Source organism: Pseudomonas fluorescens (assembly GCF_902498195.1).
GTDB lineage: Bacteria > Pseudomonadota > Gammaproteobacteria > Pseudomonadales > Pseudomonadaceae > Aquipseudomonas > Aquipseudomonas fluorescens_BU.
In genome coordinates, this window is record NZ_CABVIY010000005.1 from 452,699 (window position 1) to 469,280 (window position 16,582).

Consider the following 16,582-nt stretch of genomic DNA (forward strand, 5'->3'; position numbering starts at 1 on the left):
GTATTCACCGCAGATCAAATGTGGGAGCGGGCTTGCTCGCGAACGGCTGCCCAGCAGCCGCAAATCAGTCAACGGAATTTAACGGGGGTGTATTTACTGTAAAGGTCGAGAAGCTCAGGAACGCGCCAGCTCCAGCAGCTTCTCCCGCCACGCTGCCTTCGCCGGCAACGCCAGGAAAAACGCATTCAACAGCGACTCCCGCGCCGGATAACAGAACGGCGCGCCGCTCAAGTCCAGCACCTCGCCTCCCGCCCCTTCCAGCACGCCCTGCGCCGCCGCCGTATCCCACTGCGAAGTCGGCGCCAGGCGCGGATAACAATCGGCGGCCCCTTCGGCCAACAGGCAAAATTTCAGCGAGCTGCCGATATTGGCCAGCTCCAGCTCACCCAGGCTGGCGCTCAACCCGGCCAGCAAGCGCTCCTGCTCAGGGCTGGAATGCCGGCGGCTGGCGACCACGGTGAAGGCCTCACCTGCCGGCGGCACAGTGCGAACCTGGATCGGCTGCGGCTCGCCGCCCTTATCGCCACGCCACGCGCCCATTCCGGCGCCGCCGACATAAAAACGTCCGTTGGTCGGCATCGAAACGACACCGAAGACCACACGCCCCTGCTCGATCAGCGCGATGTTGACGGTGAATTCTTCGCTGCCCGAGATGAACTCCTTGGTGCCATCCAGCGGGTCCACCAGCCACCAGCGCTGCCACCCGGCGCGAACGCTCTGAGGAATGTTGGCGTCTTCTTCGGACAGCACCGGGATGCTGGGGGCGAGCGCCGTCAGCCCGGCGAGAATCAGGTGATGGGCGGCCAGGTCCGCGGCCGTGACCGGCGAATCGTCAGCCTTGGCGGTAACGGCCGTACCGGTACGCCAGAATGGCAGGATCGCATCACCTGCCTGCAAGGCCAGCTCGACCACCGGTGCCATCAACGGATGGGGAAACGTCATGGCAAAAACACTCCGCGCTGGGTCAACAGGTCACGGGCCAGGTACAGCGCCGCCAAGGCACGCCCCTCGGTGAATTGCGGGTTCTGCGCCAGCGCCGACAATTCCCGCAGGTTGACCTTGCCCAGGCCCATCGGCTCAGGCTCGTCACCTTCCAGGCGCTCTTCGTACAGATCGGTGGCCAGCACCACCTGGATTTTCTGGCTCATGTAGCCGGGCGACAACGACAGCTCCGTCAGGTGTTCAAGCTGCCGCGCGCCAAACCCGGCTTCTTCCTTGAGTTCACGCTCGGCGGCGGCCAGCACATCTTCGCCCGGCTCGATCAGGCCTTTGGGCAGCGACAGTTCGTACTCGTCCGTTCCGCCGCAATACTCTTCGACCAGTACGGCGTGGTCGGCATCCAGCATCGCCACGACCATCACCGCGCCATACCCGGCGCCCTTGCCGACCAATCGCTCATAGGTGCGCTCCACGCCATTGGAAAAGCGCAGCTTCAGCGCCTCGACGCAAAACAAACGGCTGGTGGCGACGATTTCGCGGGAGAGGATGGTGGGTTTCTGGCGCATGAAAAGCTCCTTGGCGTGAACGGGTTACTATACCCGGCCTATCCTGATTGTTGTCCCCGGATACCCTTTTTATCGTTGGAGAGTTTTTATGCCCCCGTTGCCCTGGCACGACATCGACACCGTTCTGCTGGACATGGACGGCACGCTGTTGGACCTGCACTTCGACAACCATTTCTGGCTGGAGCACCTGCCCCAGCGCTACGCCGACCTGCACGGGGTCAGCCGGGCCATGGCCGAGCTGGAATTGCAGCCGTTGTTCGAACGCAACGCTGGCCGGTTGCAGTGGTACTGCCTGGATTTCTGGAGTGCCGAACTGAAGCTGCCGGTGCGCGAACTGAAACTGGAAACCGCGCACCTGATCGCCCTGCGCCCGGATGCGGACACCTTTCTGGCGGCGATCAAGCGGGCCGGCAAACGCGTGATGCTGATCACCAACGCTCACCGCGACTCACTGTCACTGAAACTGGAAAAAATCGAACTGGCGCCGTACTTCGAGCGTTTGATCAGCTCTCATGATTACGGTTTCCCCAAGGAAAACCCGCAATTCTGGGACGCGTTGCAGGCGGACATCGACTTCGACCCGGCGCGCAGCCTGTTCATCGACGATACGCTGCCGATTTTGCGCAGTGCACGGGACTTTGGGGTGGCGCATTTGCTGGCCGTAAAAGAACCTGACAGCCGTAAAGGGCCGAAGGACACGGCGGAATTTGCGGCGGTGGGGGATTATCGGGATTTGATTGCAGGGCTTTGAATTCCTGTAGGCGCTGCCGAAGGCTGCGATCTTTCGATCTTGCTTTGTAAATATCAAAATCAAAAGATCGCAGCCTTCGGCAGCTCCTACAGGCCTCGCATTACTCGGGAATGCGCAACGACTGCCCCGGATAGATCTTGTTCACATCCTTGAGCATCGGTTTGTTGGCCTCGAAGATTTTGTTGTACAGGTTGGCATTGCCATACACCCGCAGTGAAATGGCGCTCAGGGTGTCGCCCTTCTCGACCACGACAAACTTCGCGGCCACGACCACCGGGCCGGTCACGGTGATCTGATCTTCAACACCGCTGACACCCGCCACGTTGCCCAGGGCCAGAAGGATTTTCTCCTTCTCTTCCTGCGTATTCGCTTCGCCCGTGGCGATGACCTTGTCGCCCTCGACTTTCACCTGGATCTTCGACGTGTCGATCCCCGTCAGCGCGCTCTGCACATGCTTGGTCAACGCTTCGCTGTTGGCTTCGGCCTTGTCCGGCGTCAGCGCATCGAGGATTTTTTCTCCGGCTTCTTTCAGAAAACTGAACAGGCTCATCGTGTGCTCTCCTTGGGGAATTTAGGGTCCAGACGCAAAAGCCTAGACCACGGTTGCCAAACACGACTCCAAACCGACCAATGACGCCGCTTCCCCCCAGGCGATAGAATCCGCCCCTTCCCGCATCCTGGAGCGAAGATGGACATCAAGCAGCTGAAATTCCTCATCGCTCTCGACGAAACCCGGCACTTCGGCCAGGCCGCCGCGCGCTGCCACATCACCCAGCCAACCCTGTCCATGCGCCTGCGCAGCCTCGAAGAAGAACTGGAACTGCCACTGGTCAATCGCGGGCAGCGATTCGAAGGCTTCACCGCGCCGGGTGAACGGGTACTGGCCTGGGCACGCACCGTGCTGGCGGCCTATGACGGTTTATACGCCGAGGCGGCGGCCTGCCGTGGCAATCTGGTCGGCACCTTGCGCCTGGGCGTGGTGCCGCTGTCGAGCTTCGACCCGTTGCCCCTGCTGCAACGCCTGCATGCCGAACACCCGAACTTGCGCTTCGAGCTGTCGGCACTGAGTTCCGAGCAAATCCTCGAACAGTTGGCGAACAACCGCCTGGATCTCGGCGTGTCGTACCTGGAGCGCCTGGATGCCGAACACTTCGACTCGTTCACGCTCAGCGAAACCCACATGGGCCTGCTCTACGATCAGCGCTTTTTCACCTTCGGCGACGCACCGTTGAGCTGGGAATCGTTGATCGAACTGCCACTGGGCATGCTCACCAGCGGCATGCACTTTCGTCAGTCCATCGACCACAACTTCCACAGCCGCGGCCTCACCCCGCAACCCTTGTTGCAGACCGATGCCGTGCACCAACTGTTACAAGCTGTGCACGGCGGCTTGTGCTGCGCCGTGATGCCGCTGGACGGCGGGCTGGAAGGGCTGACCGATCATTTGCGCCTGCAACCCATCGAAAACGCCCAGACCCTCGGCCGGCTGGGGCTGATCATGCGTCACAGCGCGCCGCGTTCGGCATTGGCGGAAGCCTGTTTCGCGATTTATCAGCAATCGCAGAAGGGCGCTTGATCGACGGCATCTATCGGTAGATCAGTAATAGCAATTAGACGCGACAAGTTGTCGCGCCTAGTCTTAAAGCTGATCAAACCGTCGGTGATGCCATGAACGACAAGCGCCCTGCCTGCGCGGCGCCTGCCCTCGAAACGCCAGCGCCTGCTGCCAGCCAGACCTACAGCTACAGCAATATTGAACGGACTGAATCGGACAGCACTGCGCTGGCCGAGGAAGTGGCGTTGGCGATTGCCTATAACGGCATCAGCCAGGCCGTCATGCTGGTGACCCCGACCGATCTCGAAGACTTCATCGTCGGCTTCAGCCTGGGCGGCGGCATCATCCAGGACGCCACTGACATCTACGACCTGCAACTCAGCGGCTCGGGCGCAGCGCAGTACGCGCAAGTAACCATCGCCAACCGCGCATTCTGGAACCTCAAGCAGCAGCGCCGGCAAATGGCCGGAACCAGTGGCTGCGGGCTCTGCGGTGTCGAAGCTGTCGAACAGGCACTGCCGGACCTCAAGGTGTTGCCCGGCGCCCCCCTGCCGCCCGCCGAATGGCTCGATGGCCTGCGCCAGCGCATCGGCGCGTTCCAGCCACTGGGCCAGTACAGCGGCGCGGTGCACGCGGCAGTGTTCATGAACGACCAAGGCGAGTTGCTGCTCGGCCGTGAAGACATTGGCCGGCACAACGCCCTCGACAAGCTGATCGGCGGACTGATCCGTCGCAACATCCCGATCACCGGTGGACTGGCGATTGTCACCAGCCGTTGCAGCCTCGAATTGATCCAGAAAGTCTTGCGCGCCGGCATCCAGACCCTGGTCAGCCTGTCGTCGCCCACCGGTCTTGCCGTGCAATGGGCCCGCCGCCACAACCTCAATCTCATCCATCTGCCACAAAAGAATGCGCCGCGGGTTTACAGCCCAGCGTTGGAGAACCAAGCGTGAGTCAACACCGTCAAGCCGACCAGACACCCGTTCCTCGCTACAAACCCTACAAAGGTCCGGCCGGTGGCTGGGGCGCGCTGATCAGCGTCGCCCAGGCCTGGTTGACCAGCGACAACGCGCTGAAAAACCTGCGCATGATGCTCAAGACCAACAAGAACGGTGGCTTCGACTGCCCGGGTTGTGCCTGGGGCGATTCCAATGAAGCCGGCATGGTGGCGTTCTGCGAGAACGGCGCCAAAGCGGTGAACTGGGAAGCGACCAAGCGCCGCGTCGATGGCAAGTTCTTCGCCAGGCACAGCGTCACCTCATTGCTGGAACAGAGCGACTACTGGCTCGAATACCAGGGCCGCCTCACCGAGCCGCTGGTGTACAACGCCGAAACCGATCGCTACCAGCCCATCGGCTGGGACGATGCCTTTGCCTTGATCGCTAAACACCTGCGCGGCTTGTCGAGCCCGGATCAGGCCGAGTTTTACACCTCCGGGCGGGCAAGCAACGAGGCGGCGTTTCTTTATCAGTTGTTCGTGCGCGCCTACGGCACCAACAATTTCCCCGACTGCTCGAACATGTGCCACGAGGCCAGCGGTGTTGCGTTGTCGCAAAGTGTTGGCGTCGGCAAAGGCACCGTGACCTTCGATGACTTCGAACACGCCGATGCGATTTTCGTCTGGGGCCAGAACCCCGGCACTAACCATCCCCGCATGCTCGAACCTTTGCGTGAAGCGGTGAAACGCGGCGCGCAGGTGGTCTGTATCAACCCGCTCAAGGAGCGTGGCCTGGAACGTTTCCAGCACCCTCAGCACCCGATCGAAATGCTCACCAACGGCGACAAGCCGACCAACACCGCGTATTTCCGCCCGGCACTGGGCGGTGACATGGCGATCATGCGCGGCATGGCCAAGTTCCTGCTGCAATGGGAGCGCGATGCGCAGAAGGCTGGCACCCCGGCGGTGTTCGATCACGACTTCCTCAACGAACACAGCGTCAACGTGCTGGACTACCTGGCCGTCATCGACGACACCTCGTGGGAGCAGATCGTCGAGCAGTCGGGCCTGCCCCTTGTCGAGATCGAACAAGCGGCACGCATGTACGCCAAGGGCAAGAACGTCATCATGTGCTGGGCCATGGGCATCACCCAGCATCGCCACTCGGTGGCGACCATCCAGGAAATCGCCAACCTGATGTTGCTGCGCGGCAACATCGGCCGGCCGGGCGCGGGCCTGTGCCCGGTGCGCGGCCACAGTAACGTGCAGGGCGACCGCACCATGGGCATCAACGAACGCCCACCGGTGGCGTTCCTCGATGCACTGGAGCGTCGCTTCCAGTTCAAGGTGCCCCGTGAAAACGGCCACAACGTGGTCGAGGCGATCCACGCCATGGCCGAAGGTCGGGCAAAAGTGTTCATGGCCCTGGGCGGCAACTTTGCCCAGGCCACCCCCGACAGCCCGCGCACCTTCCAGGCCCTGAGCAATTGCGACCTGACCGTGCAGATCAGCACCAAGCTCAACCGCAGCCACCTGGCCCACGGCAAGGAAGCGTTGATCCTGCCGTGCCTGGGCCGCACCGATATCGACCGACAAACCGAAGGCCCGCAAGCGGTGACCGTGGAAGACTCGTTCAGCATGGTCCACGCCTCCAACGGCCAGCTGGAACCGCTGTCGAACCAGATGCGCTCGGAACCGGCGATTCTTGCCGGTATCGCGGCTGCCACACTGGGCAGCCACCCGGTGGACTGGAACTGGCTGGTGGCCGACTACCGGCGCATCCGCGACCTGATCGCCGACACCATTCCCAACTTCAAGGACTTCAACGAGAAGATCAAGAACAAGGGCGGTTTCTATCTGGGCAACAGCGCGGGCGCGCGCAAGTGGAACACCGCGTCAGGCCGGGCCAATTTCCGTCCCAACGCATTGCCCAAGGACCTGGTGCACGAACGCACCCGCGCCACAGGCGTATTGCCGGACCTGATCCTGCAATCGATGCGCTCGCACGATCAGTACAACACCACGATCTACGGGCTCAACGACCGGTATCGCGGGGTGAAGGGTCAGCGCGATGTAGTTTTCGTCAACGAAGCCGACATCATTCGCCTGGGCTTCAAGCCAGGGCAAAAGGCCGACATCGTGTCGCTCTGGGACGATGGCGTCGAACGCAGGGTGAAAGGCTTTACCTTGCTGGCGTTTGATATCCCGGCCGGGCAGGCGGCGGCGTATTATCCGGAAGTGAATCCGCTGGTGCCGCTGGAAAGCACCGGGGATGGCAGCCATACCCCGACGTCGAAGTTCGTGGCGATCCGCCTGGAAGCGGCGAGTGAGACAGGGTTGATCATGGCCAGGTCGGCTTGATGCGCTAGCAGGTCTGGCCTCTTCGCGGGCAAGCCACGCTCCCACAGGATTTGTGTCGCACGCATTCTCCATGTACGACACAATTTCTGTGGAGCGTGGCTTGCCCGCGAAAGCGCCCGACATGGCAACATGATCCGGATCATTCGACACTTTCAAACGCCCACAAAAAAGGCCGTTTTTTCACAAAAACGGCCTGTCCGAAGTAACTAAAGACCGGCGAAAAACCGTTAAGTTCCGCCTAAAAAACAGTAACTTATAGAAATGTGCTCAAGTCGTGTTACTCGTCGGATTTCGATTGTCACGCCCATGACACAGCCTCAGGATCGCGCCGTCATCCCCTTGAGGTTCCTCCATGAAGTTCTCCTCGATTCTCTTGTTGTCCCTTGGCCTGGTCAGTGGCTTCGCTACGGCCGGCGGCACCACCGAAGCAGGTGTGGGCGGCGCATTGGGCGGGGTTTTAGGCTCGGTCGTCGGTCAGTCACTTGGCGGCAATACAGGTTCTACCATCGGCGCGGCCCTGGGTGGCGCGGGTGGTAGCGCAGTCGGCGCAGACAAACGCAGCCGTGGCGAAGCCGCCATTGGCGGTGCGTTGGGCGCGGCAGGCGGCAACGTGGTCGGCCGCAGCATGGGCGGCACCACGGGCAGCCTGATTGGCTCCGCGGCAGGTGGCGGCGCCGGTGGCGCGCTGGGCAACTACATGGGCAACAAGGCTGATGACGACGACGATGATGATCGTCGCGGTGATCGCCGCTACTACCGTGATGGCCATCGCCACGATCGCGGTCACCACTACGGCCATCGCAAGCATCACAAGTATTACCGTCATCGTCGCTGAGACCGGAATGGTTTCGCTGGCAGATAAAAAATCGCAGCCCGAGGGCTGCGATTTTTTTGCCTGTACTAAACCACCAAACGCTCCAGGGCGTTGCGCAAACCCGCCGGGATTGCCACCGGCAGGTTCGACGCACGGTCAACGAATACATGGACGAAGCGCCCCGCTGCGCAAGCCTCGTCTTCCCCCTGCTTGAACACTGCCAACTCATACTGCACCGAACTGTTGCCCAGCTTGCCTACCCTCAGGCCAATCTCGATCCGGTCCGGAAACGCGATGGAAGCAAAATAATCGCACGCCGAACTCACCACGAAGCCCACCACCTCGCCATCATGGATATCCAGGTCGCCGACTTCGATCAGGTAGGTGTTCACCGCCGTGTCAAAAAAGCTGTAGTAGGTGACGTTATTGACGTGGCCGTAGGCATCATTGTCATGCCAGCGGGTGGTGATGGGCTGGAAGTGTGGGTAGTCGGTGCGCAGGGGCATGGGGTTGGACATCAGTATCGGTTCCTGAGGTTGAATGGCCATCTTGCAGAAAAATCCACGTCGTACTCATCGCAAGCGAGCTCGCTCCTGCATTGATAAAGGTTCATTCCGGTAAATGCGCTTGAGCCCACGCCCGCACCTCGGCATAGGGATAATCCTCCAACGCTGCATACCCGGAAATCGTCCGCACCTTGAGTTTGGTAAACAACGGCACACTGATCCCGCACAGGAATCGCGTCACGCGCTCGGCTGGCGGCACGCTGCCCGTGTGCTGCTCATGCCTGTGGATAAAATCACCGCACAAGCCCTCGAAATTTTTATCCACAAGGGCTGGCAATGCCGGTGGCTCCGGCAAACGTGCCACTTGCCCATGGCAGACTGAACAATGCCCACACTGTCGGGGCGCATTTTCATCACCAAAATACTCGGCCAGGCGATAACCCAGGCAGTGGTCGGTGGCGAACAGATCCAGCATGGCGTGGATTCGGCCGATTTCGGTTTTCTCATGCCGAACGAAGTCAGCATGCAGTTCAGCGCTCAGGGCCTGGGGATCAAAATCCGCTTGCAGCAGGCTGTAGACCTCGGTCATCAGCTTGCTTTCAAGCTCCACCCAGCCCTTCTCCTGGAAATAATCCAGCGCCTTGACCACCCGACTTCGCTCAGCCTGATACTGCTCGTACAAACTCTCGAAATTCACTGTGGCCCAGCTTCGCGCACGTTTGGAGGTCTGGATGATCGCCGCGACGAAATCCCTGCGCTCGCCTTCGAAGCGGGCCAGCAGTTCCTCGGGTTCCTGCAAATACTTGAAACGGTATTCGGCGTAGTACGCGTAACGCGGTGCGATGATTCCACGCAGCTCCAGCTGCACCAGCAAGGTCTTGAGCGGGAGCTGACGAATGTTGCTGTTATCCGCCAGCGGCCCCAGCAGAAACTCCCACTGCCCTTCAGGTGCGCAAGCTTGCAGCTCGTCGAGTACCCGGCGTATGCCGTCGCCCTCGGGCGTATCGCCGTAGACGAAGTTTTCCAGCACGTTGAGGCTGTCGCGGTTGGCCAGCACCAGACAGTCGGACCGCTGCCCGTCGCGTCCGGCACGGCCGATTTCCTGACTGTAGTTCTCGATGGATTTGGGCAGATCGAAATGCACGACATTGCGGATGTTGCTCTTGTCGATGCCCATGCCGAACGCGATGGTGGCGACGATGCAATTGGACTGTCCACCCATGAAGCGCTTCTGGATGCCATCGCGCTGGTCGTGGGGCAAACCCGCGTGATAGGCCTCGGCCTGAATGCCGTTGCGGCACAGGTGCTCGGCGATATGCTCGGCGGTTTTTTGCTGGGTGACATAGACGATGCTCGGCTGGCCGGGACGCTCGCTCATCCACTCGACGAGGCGCCGGCGCTTGTCCTGCCCGCGCACCGGTTCGACCCACAAATTGAGGTTCGGCCGATAGAAGCCGGTCGTCACCACGTCCCCGGGAGCAATGGCGAACTTGGCCTGCATGTCCGCGATCACCTTGGGCGTTGCGGTGGCCGTCAACAGTAGAACCTGCGGAATGTTGAACTCGCGTTGATAGTCGGGGAGCTTGAGGTAATCCGGGCGGAAGTTGTGGCCCCATTCTGAAATGCAATGCGCCTCGTCCACCACCAGCAGCGAGATCGGTACCTGCTGCAGAAAATGACGGAAGCGTTCGTTCTTCAGGCGCTCCACGGAAATCATCAAAATCTTCAATTCGCCGGACCTGGCGCGAGCCATGACATCGCTGGCGTCATCGCGACTCTGTGCCGAATCGATACTGCCCGCCGCAATGTCATGGCGTTGCAGGAACTCCAACTGATCCTGCATCAGCGCCAACAGTGGCGAGACCACCAGCGTCAGGTGCGGCAGCATGACCGCCGATAACTGATAGCAGAGGGACTTGCCGGAGCCGGTGGGGAAAATCGCCGCCGCCGAACGCCCGGCCAACACCGCACTGACTGCCGCCTCCTGCCCGGGACGAAACTGTGGAAAACCGAAAACCTGTTCCAGGGTGTTGTGCATAAGCTGTCACTCCGTCGACCGCTGCGGTGAGCAAAGCCTAGCTGGCGATTGCAGTGCGTCGAGAAAAGGTCGGGGTAAAAACGATACGCAATGATACAGGCTCAACCCACCCTGCCCGCGCCACAAATTGCAACACACAGAGCACTTCGCCACCTGACAACCTCTACCCATCCACAGGTAAGGTTTCATCCCCCCACAACGCAACGCTGCGCAAAGACTTCATCACGGCAAGCTGCCAGAAGGGCGCGAATTCATTCGAAGGACCGGATATGCCTCAACCATTGTTTATTCCCTTGGCCCTCGTGCTGACAATGTCACTGTTTCTTGGCGGATGCTTGACGCTTCCCGAACAGCCCACCCTTGATCCAGGCATTTTCGAAACGCCCGAGTACCAGGCTCAGAAAGGGCTGGCCGTCATCAAGGCATCCAGCATTTATTCGCGTGGCGGTACCGGCCAGGGCGTGACCGTCGCGTTGATCGATTCAGGCCTGAACACCGACCTGCCGGAATTTGAAGGCAGGGTCTTCGACCCCGGATACGATCATGTCGAGAACCGCCCCGGCACCCATGATCGCCTCGGTCATGGCACCCAGATGGCCGGGATTCTCGCCGCGAACAAGAATGATCAGGGCATGCACGGTGTCGCGTTCAACGCACAGCTGATCCCCTTCCGTTTCGGTGACGATAACGAACCGTTCTTTTTCGATGATGAAATTGCCTTGTCCTGGCAGGCCGGGTTCGACAAAGGTGCGCGTATTCTGAGCAACGCCTGGGCAAACGCTATTCCCGCCACCGAGCTCACCGAGGCGCGTTACAACCAGGTCATGCCGCAATCGCTGGTCACCGCCCGAAAGCTGGTCAAGGATGGTGCGGTACTGGTCTTTCCAACCGGCAATGAACTCAAGCGCGAACCCCTGGCAGAGCCTGGCTTGCCAGTGGCCCTGCCGGAGCTGGAGAAAGGCTGGATCGCTGTCGTCGCACTGAAGAACGATGGCGTCGCCATCAATGCCAAATCCAATTACTGCGGCGTGGCGGCGGCATGGTGCATTGCTGTCCCCGGGGGGGATTCGGGTGCTGGCCAGGGCCTTCTGACCACCGGCAAGGACGGCACCTATGTGCAAACCGCAGGCACATCACCCGCGACGGCATTGGTCAGCGGCGCACTGGCCGCCCTGCAAAGCCGCTACCCGGAGCTCAGCGCGCAACAGGTACGCGAACATTTGCTGGCAACGGCCAATCGCACGGGCATCTTCGCAAACAGTGAAGCTTATGGGCGGGGGTTGATGGACCTGGATACCGCATCAAGTACACCACCCAAACTCAAGGTTGACTGAAAAAACGCCCGCTTATTCCGTAGGGCCGACACGCGCCTGTCACACGCGTCATGTTTGACTATCTGTCCACCCAAATGCTGGACCATCCAACGCTCCACTTATCAGCTGTACCAATACGAAAAGCCCCACAGATTCTGACGCGCTTTTTACCAAGAAGTACCGCGAAGCGCCTGATGACACCGTAGGCATTTTTACCGATAGCGGTTTCACCGTTAAAACCTGCGTCTAGGCGTAGGTTTTTTCCTCATCCGACAATAAAAACCCTACGAGATCTGTCCATTAGCGCCGTCTTGTCCCTCGGTGATACACCCTTCTATAGTTGCGTGCGCGGCTGAAAACAGTGTCTCGGCCTGCCGGGAACACTTGCCGATTTCGCACAGGACCCATCTCGATGAACAACCTCGAACCCATCACCCACCGCTATCGCCCGCTTAAATCCAGTTACAGCGAAACCCCGGTGCTGGTCATCGACGCAGAGGCCGATCCCCTGGAAATCCTCGATGCCGCCCGCCAACGCATCCGCGCCGCCAGCGACCTGCTCGAAACCCTGTATTGCCTGTGCTTCAAACAGGCCGACGCCAGCGACATTCCTAACATCGTCAGCGCGCTGTACCTGCTGACCCAGGACGGCAACGACCTGCTCGACATCGCCCGGCAGCGACTGCCGAAAACCTCCGGCTAGCCACAAACCCTGGGGAAGCGAGCCGGCTCCGGGCGGCGCTTCGACGAAGAACGAAAACGCGGTTGACCTGTCGACACCCAGACCACAGCTTCACCACGCCACCCAACAGGATTGACCCAATGCACCTCGCCCCCAACCTCCCCGACGACCCAACCCTGCACCTGCTCATGCAGCTGCTGCACGAGGAGATCGGCCTGCCCGCACGCAAAACCATCCACCTCAGCACCTCGATCAATTTCGACCTCGGCTGCAACGGTGCCGATGCGCAACATCTGATTGAAACGCTGGAAGAGCAGTTCGCCATCGATTTCGTGGATTACGACAGCTACCGCTATTTTCAACCCGAAGGCTACGATGTGTATCTAAAGCGCAAAGCCAAGGGTCGCGGCGACAAGGAACCATTGACCATCGGCATGCTCTACCGGGCTATCAAGGCCCAACGCTGGGACACGCGGGAGCTTGAAGGCCTGTAACGTCCCCGGCGCATAACGATAAGGACATTGCGTGGACGTACTGATGGGGTTGTTGGCCGCCTTGCTTTGGGGCGGCACGGATTTTCTGGTGGGCTTGAATGCCCGCGCAGTGGGTGTCAAACGCGCCGTTTACTTCGGGCAGGCGCTGGGTTTCAGCATCATGAGCCTGCTGCTGATCGGCTTCCCCAAATTCATCCTTCGATCCATGGCCGCGCCGCTCGAAACCTGGCTGATCGGTATCGCAGCGGCCATGCTGACCGTATCGGGCGCCCTGGCGCTGTCCAAGGCCTTTGCCCTCGGCAAAGCCTCGATCGTGGCGCCGCTGGTGACCTCCTACGGTGTCGTGACCACCTTGCTCTCCTGGGCGGGCGGAGAACAGATCAGCCTGCTTCAATTATCGTGTATCGCGCTGTGCGTGATCGGCGTAGTCCTCTCCAGCGTTCACACTGACCCCAAGGTGCCACACACCACTCAGGCGAGCAGTTCCATTGGCTACGCACTGTTGGCGGCGGTGTTCTACGGCAGCAGTTTCTGGCTGCAAGGCCACTTCGTCCTGCCCATTCTCGGGCCCGTGACCATGCTGTGGCTGGCTTACCTGGTGGGCCTGATCGTACTGGTAGCGATCGTCCTCAGGGTCGACGACGGCCTGAAGATCCCGCCACTGAAAAACTGCCTGACATTGACCGGCGCCAGCCTGATGAACCTGGGGGGTTTCTCGTCGTTCGCCTGGGGCGCGGTGGCAGGGTCGGTTTCGGTGGTGACGGTCATCAGTACGTTATCGGGCGGGATTGCGGCGATTCTGGGGTATTTTTTCTTCAAGGAGCGACTGGCGAAGGTGCAGGTGCTGGGGGTTGTGCTGGTGTTGGTCGGGGCATTTGTGCTGCACCTCAAGACCTGAAACGTCGCGCACAAAAAAGCCGCCCCGAAGGGCGGCTTTTTCATGGCTTCAAACCAACACTTACAACTTCGGACCCGCTGCCTTGATCGCGTCGCTCACGTCGAACTTCTTGAAGTTCTCGATGAACAGGCCGGCCAGTGCCTTGGCGGACTCGTCGTAGGCGGCTTTGTCAGCCCAGGTGTTGCGTGGGTTCAGCAGAACAGTCTCAACGCCCGGTACGGCCAGCGGCACGTCGAGGTTGATGGTGTCCAGGTGCTCGGTCTCGGTGCCGATCAGAGCGCCGCTCTGGATCGCTGCGATCACAGCACGGGTGGTCGGGATGTTGAAGCGCTTGCCGACGCCATAGCCGCCACCGGTCCAGCCGGTGTTGACCAGGTATACCTTGGAGCCAAAGCCGCGGATGCGCTTGATCAGCAGCTCTGCGTATTCACCAGCCGGACGCGGGAAGAACGGTGCGCCGAAACAAGTGGAAAAAGTCGACTTGATGCCGCTGCCCGAACCCATTTCAGTCGAGCCCACCAACGCGGTGTAGCCGGACAGGAAGTGGTAGGCCGCTTGCTCTTCATTCAGGATCGACACTGGCGGCAACACGCCGGTCAAGTCGCAGGTCAGGAAGATCACAGCGTTCGGCTCGCCACCGAGGTTCTTCTCGGAACGCTTGGCAACGTGCTCCAGCGGGTAGGCGGCGCGGCTGTTCTGGGTCAGGCTGACATCGTCGTAGTCGGCGTGCTTGGCGTCATTGATCACGACGTTTTCCAGGACTGCGCCGTGCTTGATGGCTTTCCAGATGACCGGCTCGTTCTTCTCGGACAAGTCGATGCACTTGGCATAGCAGCCGCCTTCGATGTTGAAGACAACGCCTTCGCCCCAGCCGTGCTCGTCGTCACCGATCAGATAACGGCTTTCATCGGCGGAAAGGGTGGTCTTGCCGGTACCGGACAGACCGAAGAACAGAGTCACGTCGCCTTCTTCGCCGATGTTGGCGGCGCAGTGCATTGGCAGCACGTCAGCAGCCGGCAGCAGGAAGTTCTGCACCGAGAACATGGCTTTTTTCATTTCACCGGCGTAACGCATGCCGGCGATCAGCACTTTCTTCTGGGCGAAGTTGATGATCACGCAACCATCGGAGTTGGTGCCATCACGCTCTGGTACACACTCGAAGTTGGCAACGTTGAGCACTTGCCACTCTTCACGACCCGCCGGGTTGTACTGGGCCGGGTTGATGAACAGGCAACGGCCGAACAGGTTCTGCCAGGCGGTCTGGGTGGTCATCTTCACAGCCAGGTAGTGCTCGGAAGCCGCACCTACGTGGACGTGGGAAACGAAGTGCTCTTGCGCGTTGTTGAACGCCTCGACGCGAGCCCACAGGGCATCGAACTTGTCGGCCGGGAACTTGCGGTTGATCGGGCCCCAGGCGATTGCGCCTGTGGTAGTCGGCTCATCAACGATGAAACGATCGACTGGCGAACGGCCGGTACGGTGACCGGTGCGAACAACCAGTGCGCCGGTATCGGCAAGCTCGCCTTCACCGCGGTTCAAGGCTTCTTTAACCAGATCATCAACACTCAGATCGGTGTACACGGCGTTATTGGCTTGCGTCATGAGGTTCCCCGTCGGCCAGTGGCCGAGTGTGCTCCAAACGTTTTGTAGTAGAAAGTCGTGCACTACTACCGCGAAAAAAGTGGCCCGGATTATGCCAGAAAAGCCCAAAAAGAGTAGGGCCCTCCCGTCGTAACGGCGTTATTCCGGCACTAACCAGTGAATTTACCTGCGCTGAACCGTTTTAGTGACGGGTATCTGACGGCGTATCGACGCCCGCTCCGGCGAACAATTGAGTGACATCGGCGGCGTCGAACAGGTATCGCTGGTTACAGAACTGGCAGTCGATCTCGATGTTGCCACCGTGTTCAACCACCAGGTTTTGCGCGTCTTCCATACCCAGACTGACCAGCGCATTGGCCGAACGTTCGCGCGAGCAGCTGCAGCGGAAGCGCAATTTCTGCACGTCGAACAAACGCACCTGCTCTTCGTGATAAAGGCGGTGGAGCACGGTTTCGTTGTCCAGGCCCAGCAGTTCATCAGCGGTCAGCGTACCGCCCAGGGCGGTCAGGTGTTGCCAGCTGGCGGCGCGCTCTTCTTCGTCTTTCAGGCGGTCAGCGGGCAATTGCTGCAGCAACAGGCCACGGGCGCGACGGCCATCGGCGCAGAGCTTGATGCGCGTACCAATCTGCTGGGACATGACGAAGTAGTTGGTAAAGCACTCGGACAGGTTTTCGCCGTCCAGATCCACGACACCCTGGTAGCGCTGGCCCTGTCTCGGGTCGACGGTCAACGTCAGCGAACCATCCGGCATCAGGTCGGAAAGTGTCGCATCGGGTGCAATCCGGTCCGCCTCATAACGGGCCAGGCCACGGATGTCGCGCTCGCTGGAGCACTCGATCATCAGCAACGGGATCGGGCCTTCGGAGCGGGCCTGAAGGATCAGCAACCCATCGAACTTCAAAGTGCCGACCAGCAGCGCCGCGGCCGCCATCAGTTCGCCGAGCAGTTGCGCGACTGGCTCCGGATAGGCGTGTTTGGCGAGGACTTCGGCATAGCTGAGTTCCAGCGAGACCATCTCGCCACGGGTGTCGCTGTCATCGAAGATGAAGCGTTGGGTGAAATCGGTATCCGCTAGATCGGTCATAAGTCTGGGTATCTGAATGGGTAGCAATAGGGTTTCAACGGT

16 protein-coding genes are annotated in these 16,582 nt (G+C 60.4%); 9 read left to right on the plus strand and 7 right to left on the minus strand.

Features of this window, described 5'->3' with window-relative positions:
* Positions 1-114 precede the first annotated feature (114 nt).
* The gene (gene cysQ, locus F8N66_RS20800; protein WP_150771969.1) at positions 115-942 is read right to left on the minus strand and encodes a 3'(2'),5'-bisphosphate nucleotidase CysQ; all 828 of its coding nucleotides are present in this window, start codon (positions 940-942) and stop codon (positions 115-117) included.
* Positions 939-1,505, minus strand: a complete 567-nt coding sequence (gene nudE, locus F8N66_RS20805) for an ADP compounds hydrolase NudE (protein WP_150771970.1) — start codon at positions 1,503-1,505, stop codon at positions 939-941. The genes cysQ and nudE overlap by 4 nt, the downstream gene beginning before the upstream one ends.
* 88 nt (positions 1,506-1,593) lie before the next feature.
* On the opposite strand from nudE, the gene yrfG reads away from it, so the two are divergent.
* Positions 1,594-2,256: a GMP/IMP nucleotidase gene (gene yrfG, locus F8N66_RS20810; protein ID WP_150771971.1), complete on the plus strand. Its 663-nt coding sequence runs from the start codon at positions 1,594-1,596 to the stop codon at positions 2,254-2,256.
* Between the two features lie 100 nt (positions 2,257-2,356).
* Here the strand turns inward: yrfG and lysM are convergent, their stop codons facing one another.
* Positions 2,357-2,806 (minus strand): peptidoglycan-binding protein LysM, encoded by a 450-nt coding sequence (gene lysM, locus F8N66_RS20815; RefSeq protein ID WP_150771972.1) that lies wholly within the window; start codon positions 2,804-2,806, stop codon positions 2,357-2,359.
* 138 nt (positions 2,807-2,944) lie between these two features.
* Between lysM and F8N66_RS20820 the strand changes: the two genes are divergently transcribed.
* The 4 genes from F8N66_RS20820 (at position 2,945) to F8N66_RS20835 (ending at position 7,944) form a co-directional block, all read left to right on the plus strand.
* A complete protein-coding gene (locus tag F8N66_RS20820; protein WP_150771973.1) occupies positions 2,945-3,832 on the plus strand; it encodes a LysR family transcriptional regulator in 888 nt (295 codons plus the stop codon).
* A 92-nt stretch (positions 3,833-3,924) separates the two neighbouring features.
* On the plus strand, positions 3,925-4,764 hold the full coding sequence (fdhD, locus tag F8N66_RS20825; RefSeq protein ID WP_150771974.1) for a formate dehydrogenase accessory sulfurtransferase FdhD: 840 nt from the start codon (positions 3,925-3,927) through the stop codon (positions 4,762-4,764).
* Positions 4,761-7,109 carry an FdhF/YdeP family oxidoreductase gene (locus F8N66_RS20830; protein ID WP_150771975.1) on the plus strand — a complete coding sequence of 783 codons (2,349 nt, stop codon included), beginning with the start codon at positions 4,761-4,763 and terminating at the stop codon, positions 7,107-7,109. Before fdhD ends, F8N66_RS20830 begins: the two co-directional genes overlap by 4 nt.
* Before the next feature lie 352 nt (positions 7,110-7,461).
* Entirely contained in the window at positions 7,462-7,944 is a 483-nt protein-coding gene (locus tag F8N66_RS20835; protein WP_150771976.1) for a glycine zipper domain-containing protein, read from the plus strand.
* A gap of 65 nt (positions 7,945-8,009) precedes the next feature.
* Here the strand turns inward: F8N66_RS20835 and F8N66_RS20840 are convergent, their stop codons facing one another.
* Positions 8,010-8,441 (minus strand): acyl-CoA thioesterase, encoded by a 432-nt coding sequence (locus F8N66_RS20840; RefSeq protein ID WP_412070742.1) that lies wholly within the window; start codon positions 8,439-8,441, stop codon positions 8,010-8,012.
* A 91-nt stretch (positions 8,442-8,532) separates the two neighbouring features.
* Positions 8,533-10,467 carry an ATP-dependent DNA helicase RecQ gene (locus F8N66_RS20845; protein WP_150771977.1) on the minus strand — a complete coding sequence of 645 codons (1,935 nt, stop codon included), beginning with the start codon at positions 10,465-10,467 and terminating at the stop codon, positions 8,533-8,535.
* Between the two features lie 269 nt (positions 10,468-10,736).
* Here F8N66_RS20845 and F8N66_RS20850 point away from each other — a divergent pair, with 269 nt between their 5' ends.
* The 4 genes from F8N66_RS20850 (at position 10,737) to F8N66_RS20865 (ending at position 13,854) form a co-directional block, all read left to right on the plus strand.
* Positions 10,737-11,801 carry a S8 family peptidase gene (locus tag F8N66_RS20850; protein WP_150772082.1) on the plus strand — a complete coding sequence of 355 codons (1,065 nt, stop codon included), beginning with the start codon at positions 10,737-10,739 and terminating at the stop codon, positions 11,799-11,801.
* A gap of 391 nt (positions 11,802-12,192) precedes the next feature.
* Entirely contained in the window at positions 12,193-12,483 is a 291-nt protein-coding gene (locus tag F8N66_RS20855; RefSeq protein WP_150771978.1) for a hypothetical protein, read from the plus strand.
* 119 nt (positions 12,484-12,602) lie between these two features.
* Entirely contained in the window at positions 12,603-12,956 is a 354-nt protein-coding gene (locus tag F8N66_RS20860) for a DUF1493 family protein (RefSeq protein ID WP_150771979.1), read from the plus strand.
* A gap of 43 nt (positions 12,957-12,999) precedes the next feature.
* Entirely contained in the window at positions 13,000-13,854 is an 855-nt protein-coding gene (locus tag F8N66_RS20865) for a DMT family transporter (protein ID WP_150772083.1), read from the plus strand.
* Between the two features lie 60 nt (positions 13,855-13,914).
* Here F8N66_RS20865 and F8N66_RS20870 read toward each other — a convergent pair whose 3' ends face one another.
* A complete protein-coding gene (locus F8N66_RS20870; RefSeq protein ID WP_150771980.1) occupies positions 13,915-15,456 on the minus strand; it encodes a phosphoenolpyruvate carboxykinase in 1,542 nt (513 codons plus the stop codon).
* Positions 15,457-15,637: 181 nt separating this feature from the next.
* Positions 15,638-16,540, minus strand: a complete 903-nt coding sequence (gene hslO, locus F8N66_RS20875) for an Hsp33 family molecular chaperone HslO (RefSeq protein WP_150771981.1) — start codon at positions 16,538-16,540, stop codon at positions 15,638-15,640.
* Positions 16,541-16,582: the final 42 nt, after the last annotated feature.

Coding starts and splice junctions, on each gene's coding strand:
- cysQ (WP_150771969.1), bottom strand. CDS start 942: ATGACGTTTCCCCATCCGTTGATGGCACCGGTGGTCGAGCTGGCCTTG.
- nudE (WP_150771970.1), bottom strand. CDS start 1,505: ATGCGCCAGAAACCCACCATCCTCTCCCGCGAAATCGTCGCCACCAGC.
- yrfG (WP_150771971.1), top strand. CDS start 1,594: ATGCCCCCGTTGCCCTGGCACGACATCGACACCGTTCTGCTGGACATG.
- lysM (WP_150771972.1), bottom strand. CDS start 2,806: ATGAGCCTGTTCAGTTTTCTGAAAGAAGCCGGAGAAAAAATCCTCGAT.
- F8N66_RS20820 (WP_150771973.1), top strand. CDS start 2,945: ATGGACATCAAGCAGCTGAAATTCCTCATCGCTCTCGACGAAACCCGG.
- fdhD (WP_150771974.1), top strand. CDS start 3,925: ATGAACGACAAGCGCCCTGCCTGCGCGGCGCCTGCCCTCGAAACGCCA.
- F8N66_RS20835 (WP_150771976.1), top strand. CDS start 7,462: ATGAAGTTCTCCTCGATTCTCTTGTTGTCCCTTGGCCTGGTCAGTGGC.
- F8N66_RS20840 (WP_412070742.1), bottom strand. CDS start 8,441: ATGTCCAACCCCATGCCCCTGCGCACCGACTACCCACACTTCCAGCCC.
- F8N66_RS20845 (WP_150771977.1), bottom strand. CDS start 10,467: ATGCACAACACCCTGGAACAGGTTTTCGGTTTTCCACAGTTTCGTCCC.
- F8N66_RS20850 (WP_150772082.1), top strand. CDS start 10,737: ATGCCTCAACCATTGTTTATTCCCTTGGCCCTCGTGCTGACAATGTCA.
- F8N66_RS20855 (WP_150771978.1), top strand. CDS start 12,193: ATGAACAACCTCGAACCCATCACCCACCGCTATCGCCCGCTTAAATCC.
- F8N66_RS20860 (WP_150771979.1), top strand. CDS start 12,603: ATGCACCTCGCCCCCAACCTCCCCGACGACCCAACCCTGCACCTGCTC.
- F8N66_RS20865 (WP_150772083.1), top strand. CDS start 13,000: ATGGGGTTGTTGGCCGCCTTGCTTTGGGGCGGCACGGATTTTCTGGTG.
- F8N66_RS20870 (WP_150771980.1), bottom strand. CDS start 15,456: ATGACGCAAGCCAATAACGCCGTGTACACCGATCTGAGTGTTGATGAT.
- hslO (WP_150771981.1), bottom strand. CDS start 16,540: ATGACCGATCTAGCGGATACCGATTTCACCCAACGCTTCATCTTCGAT.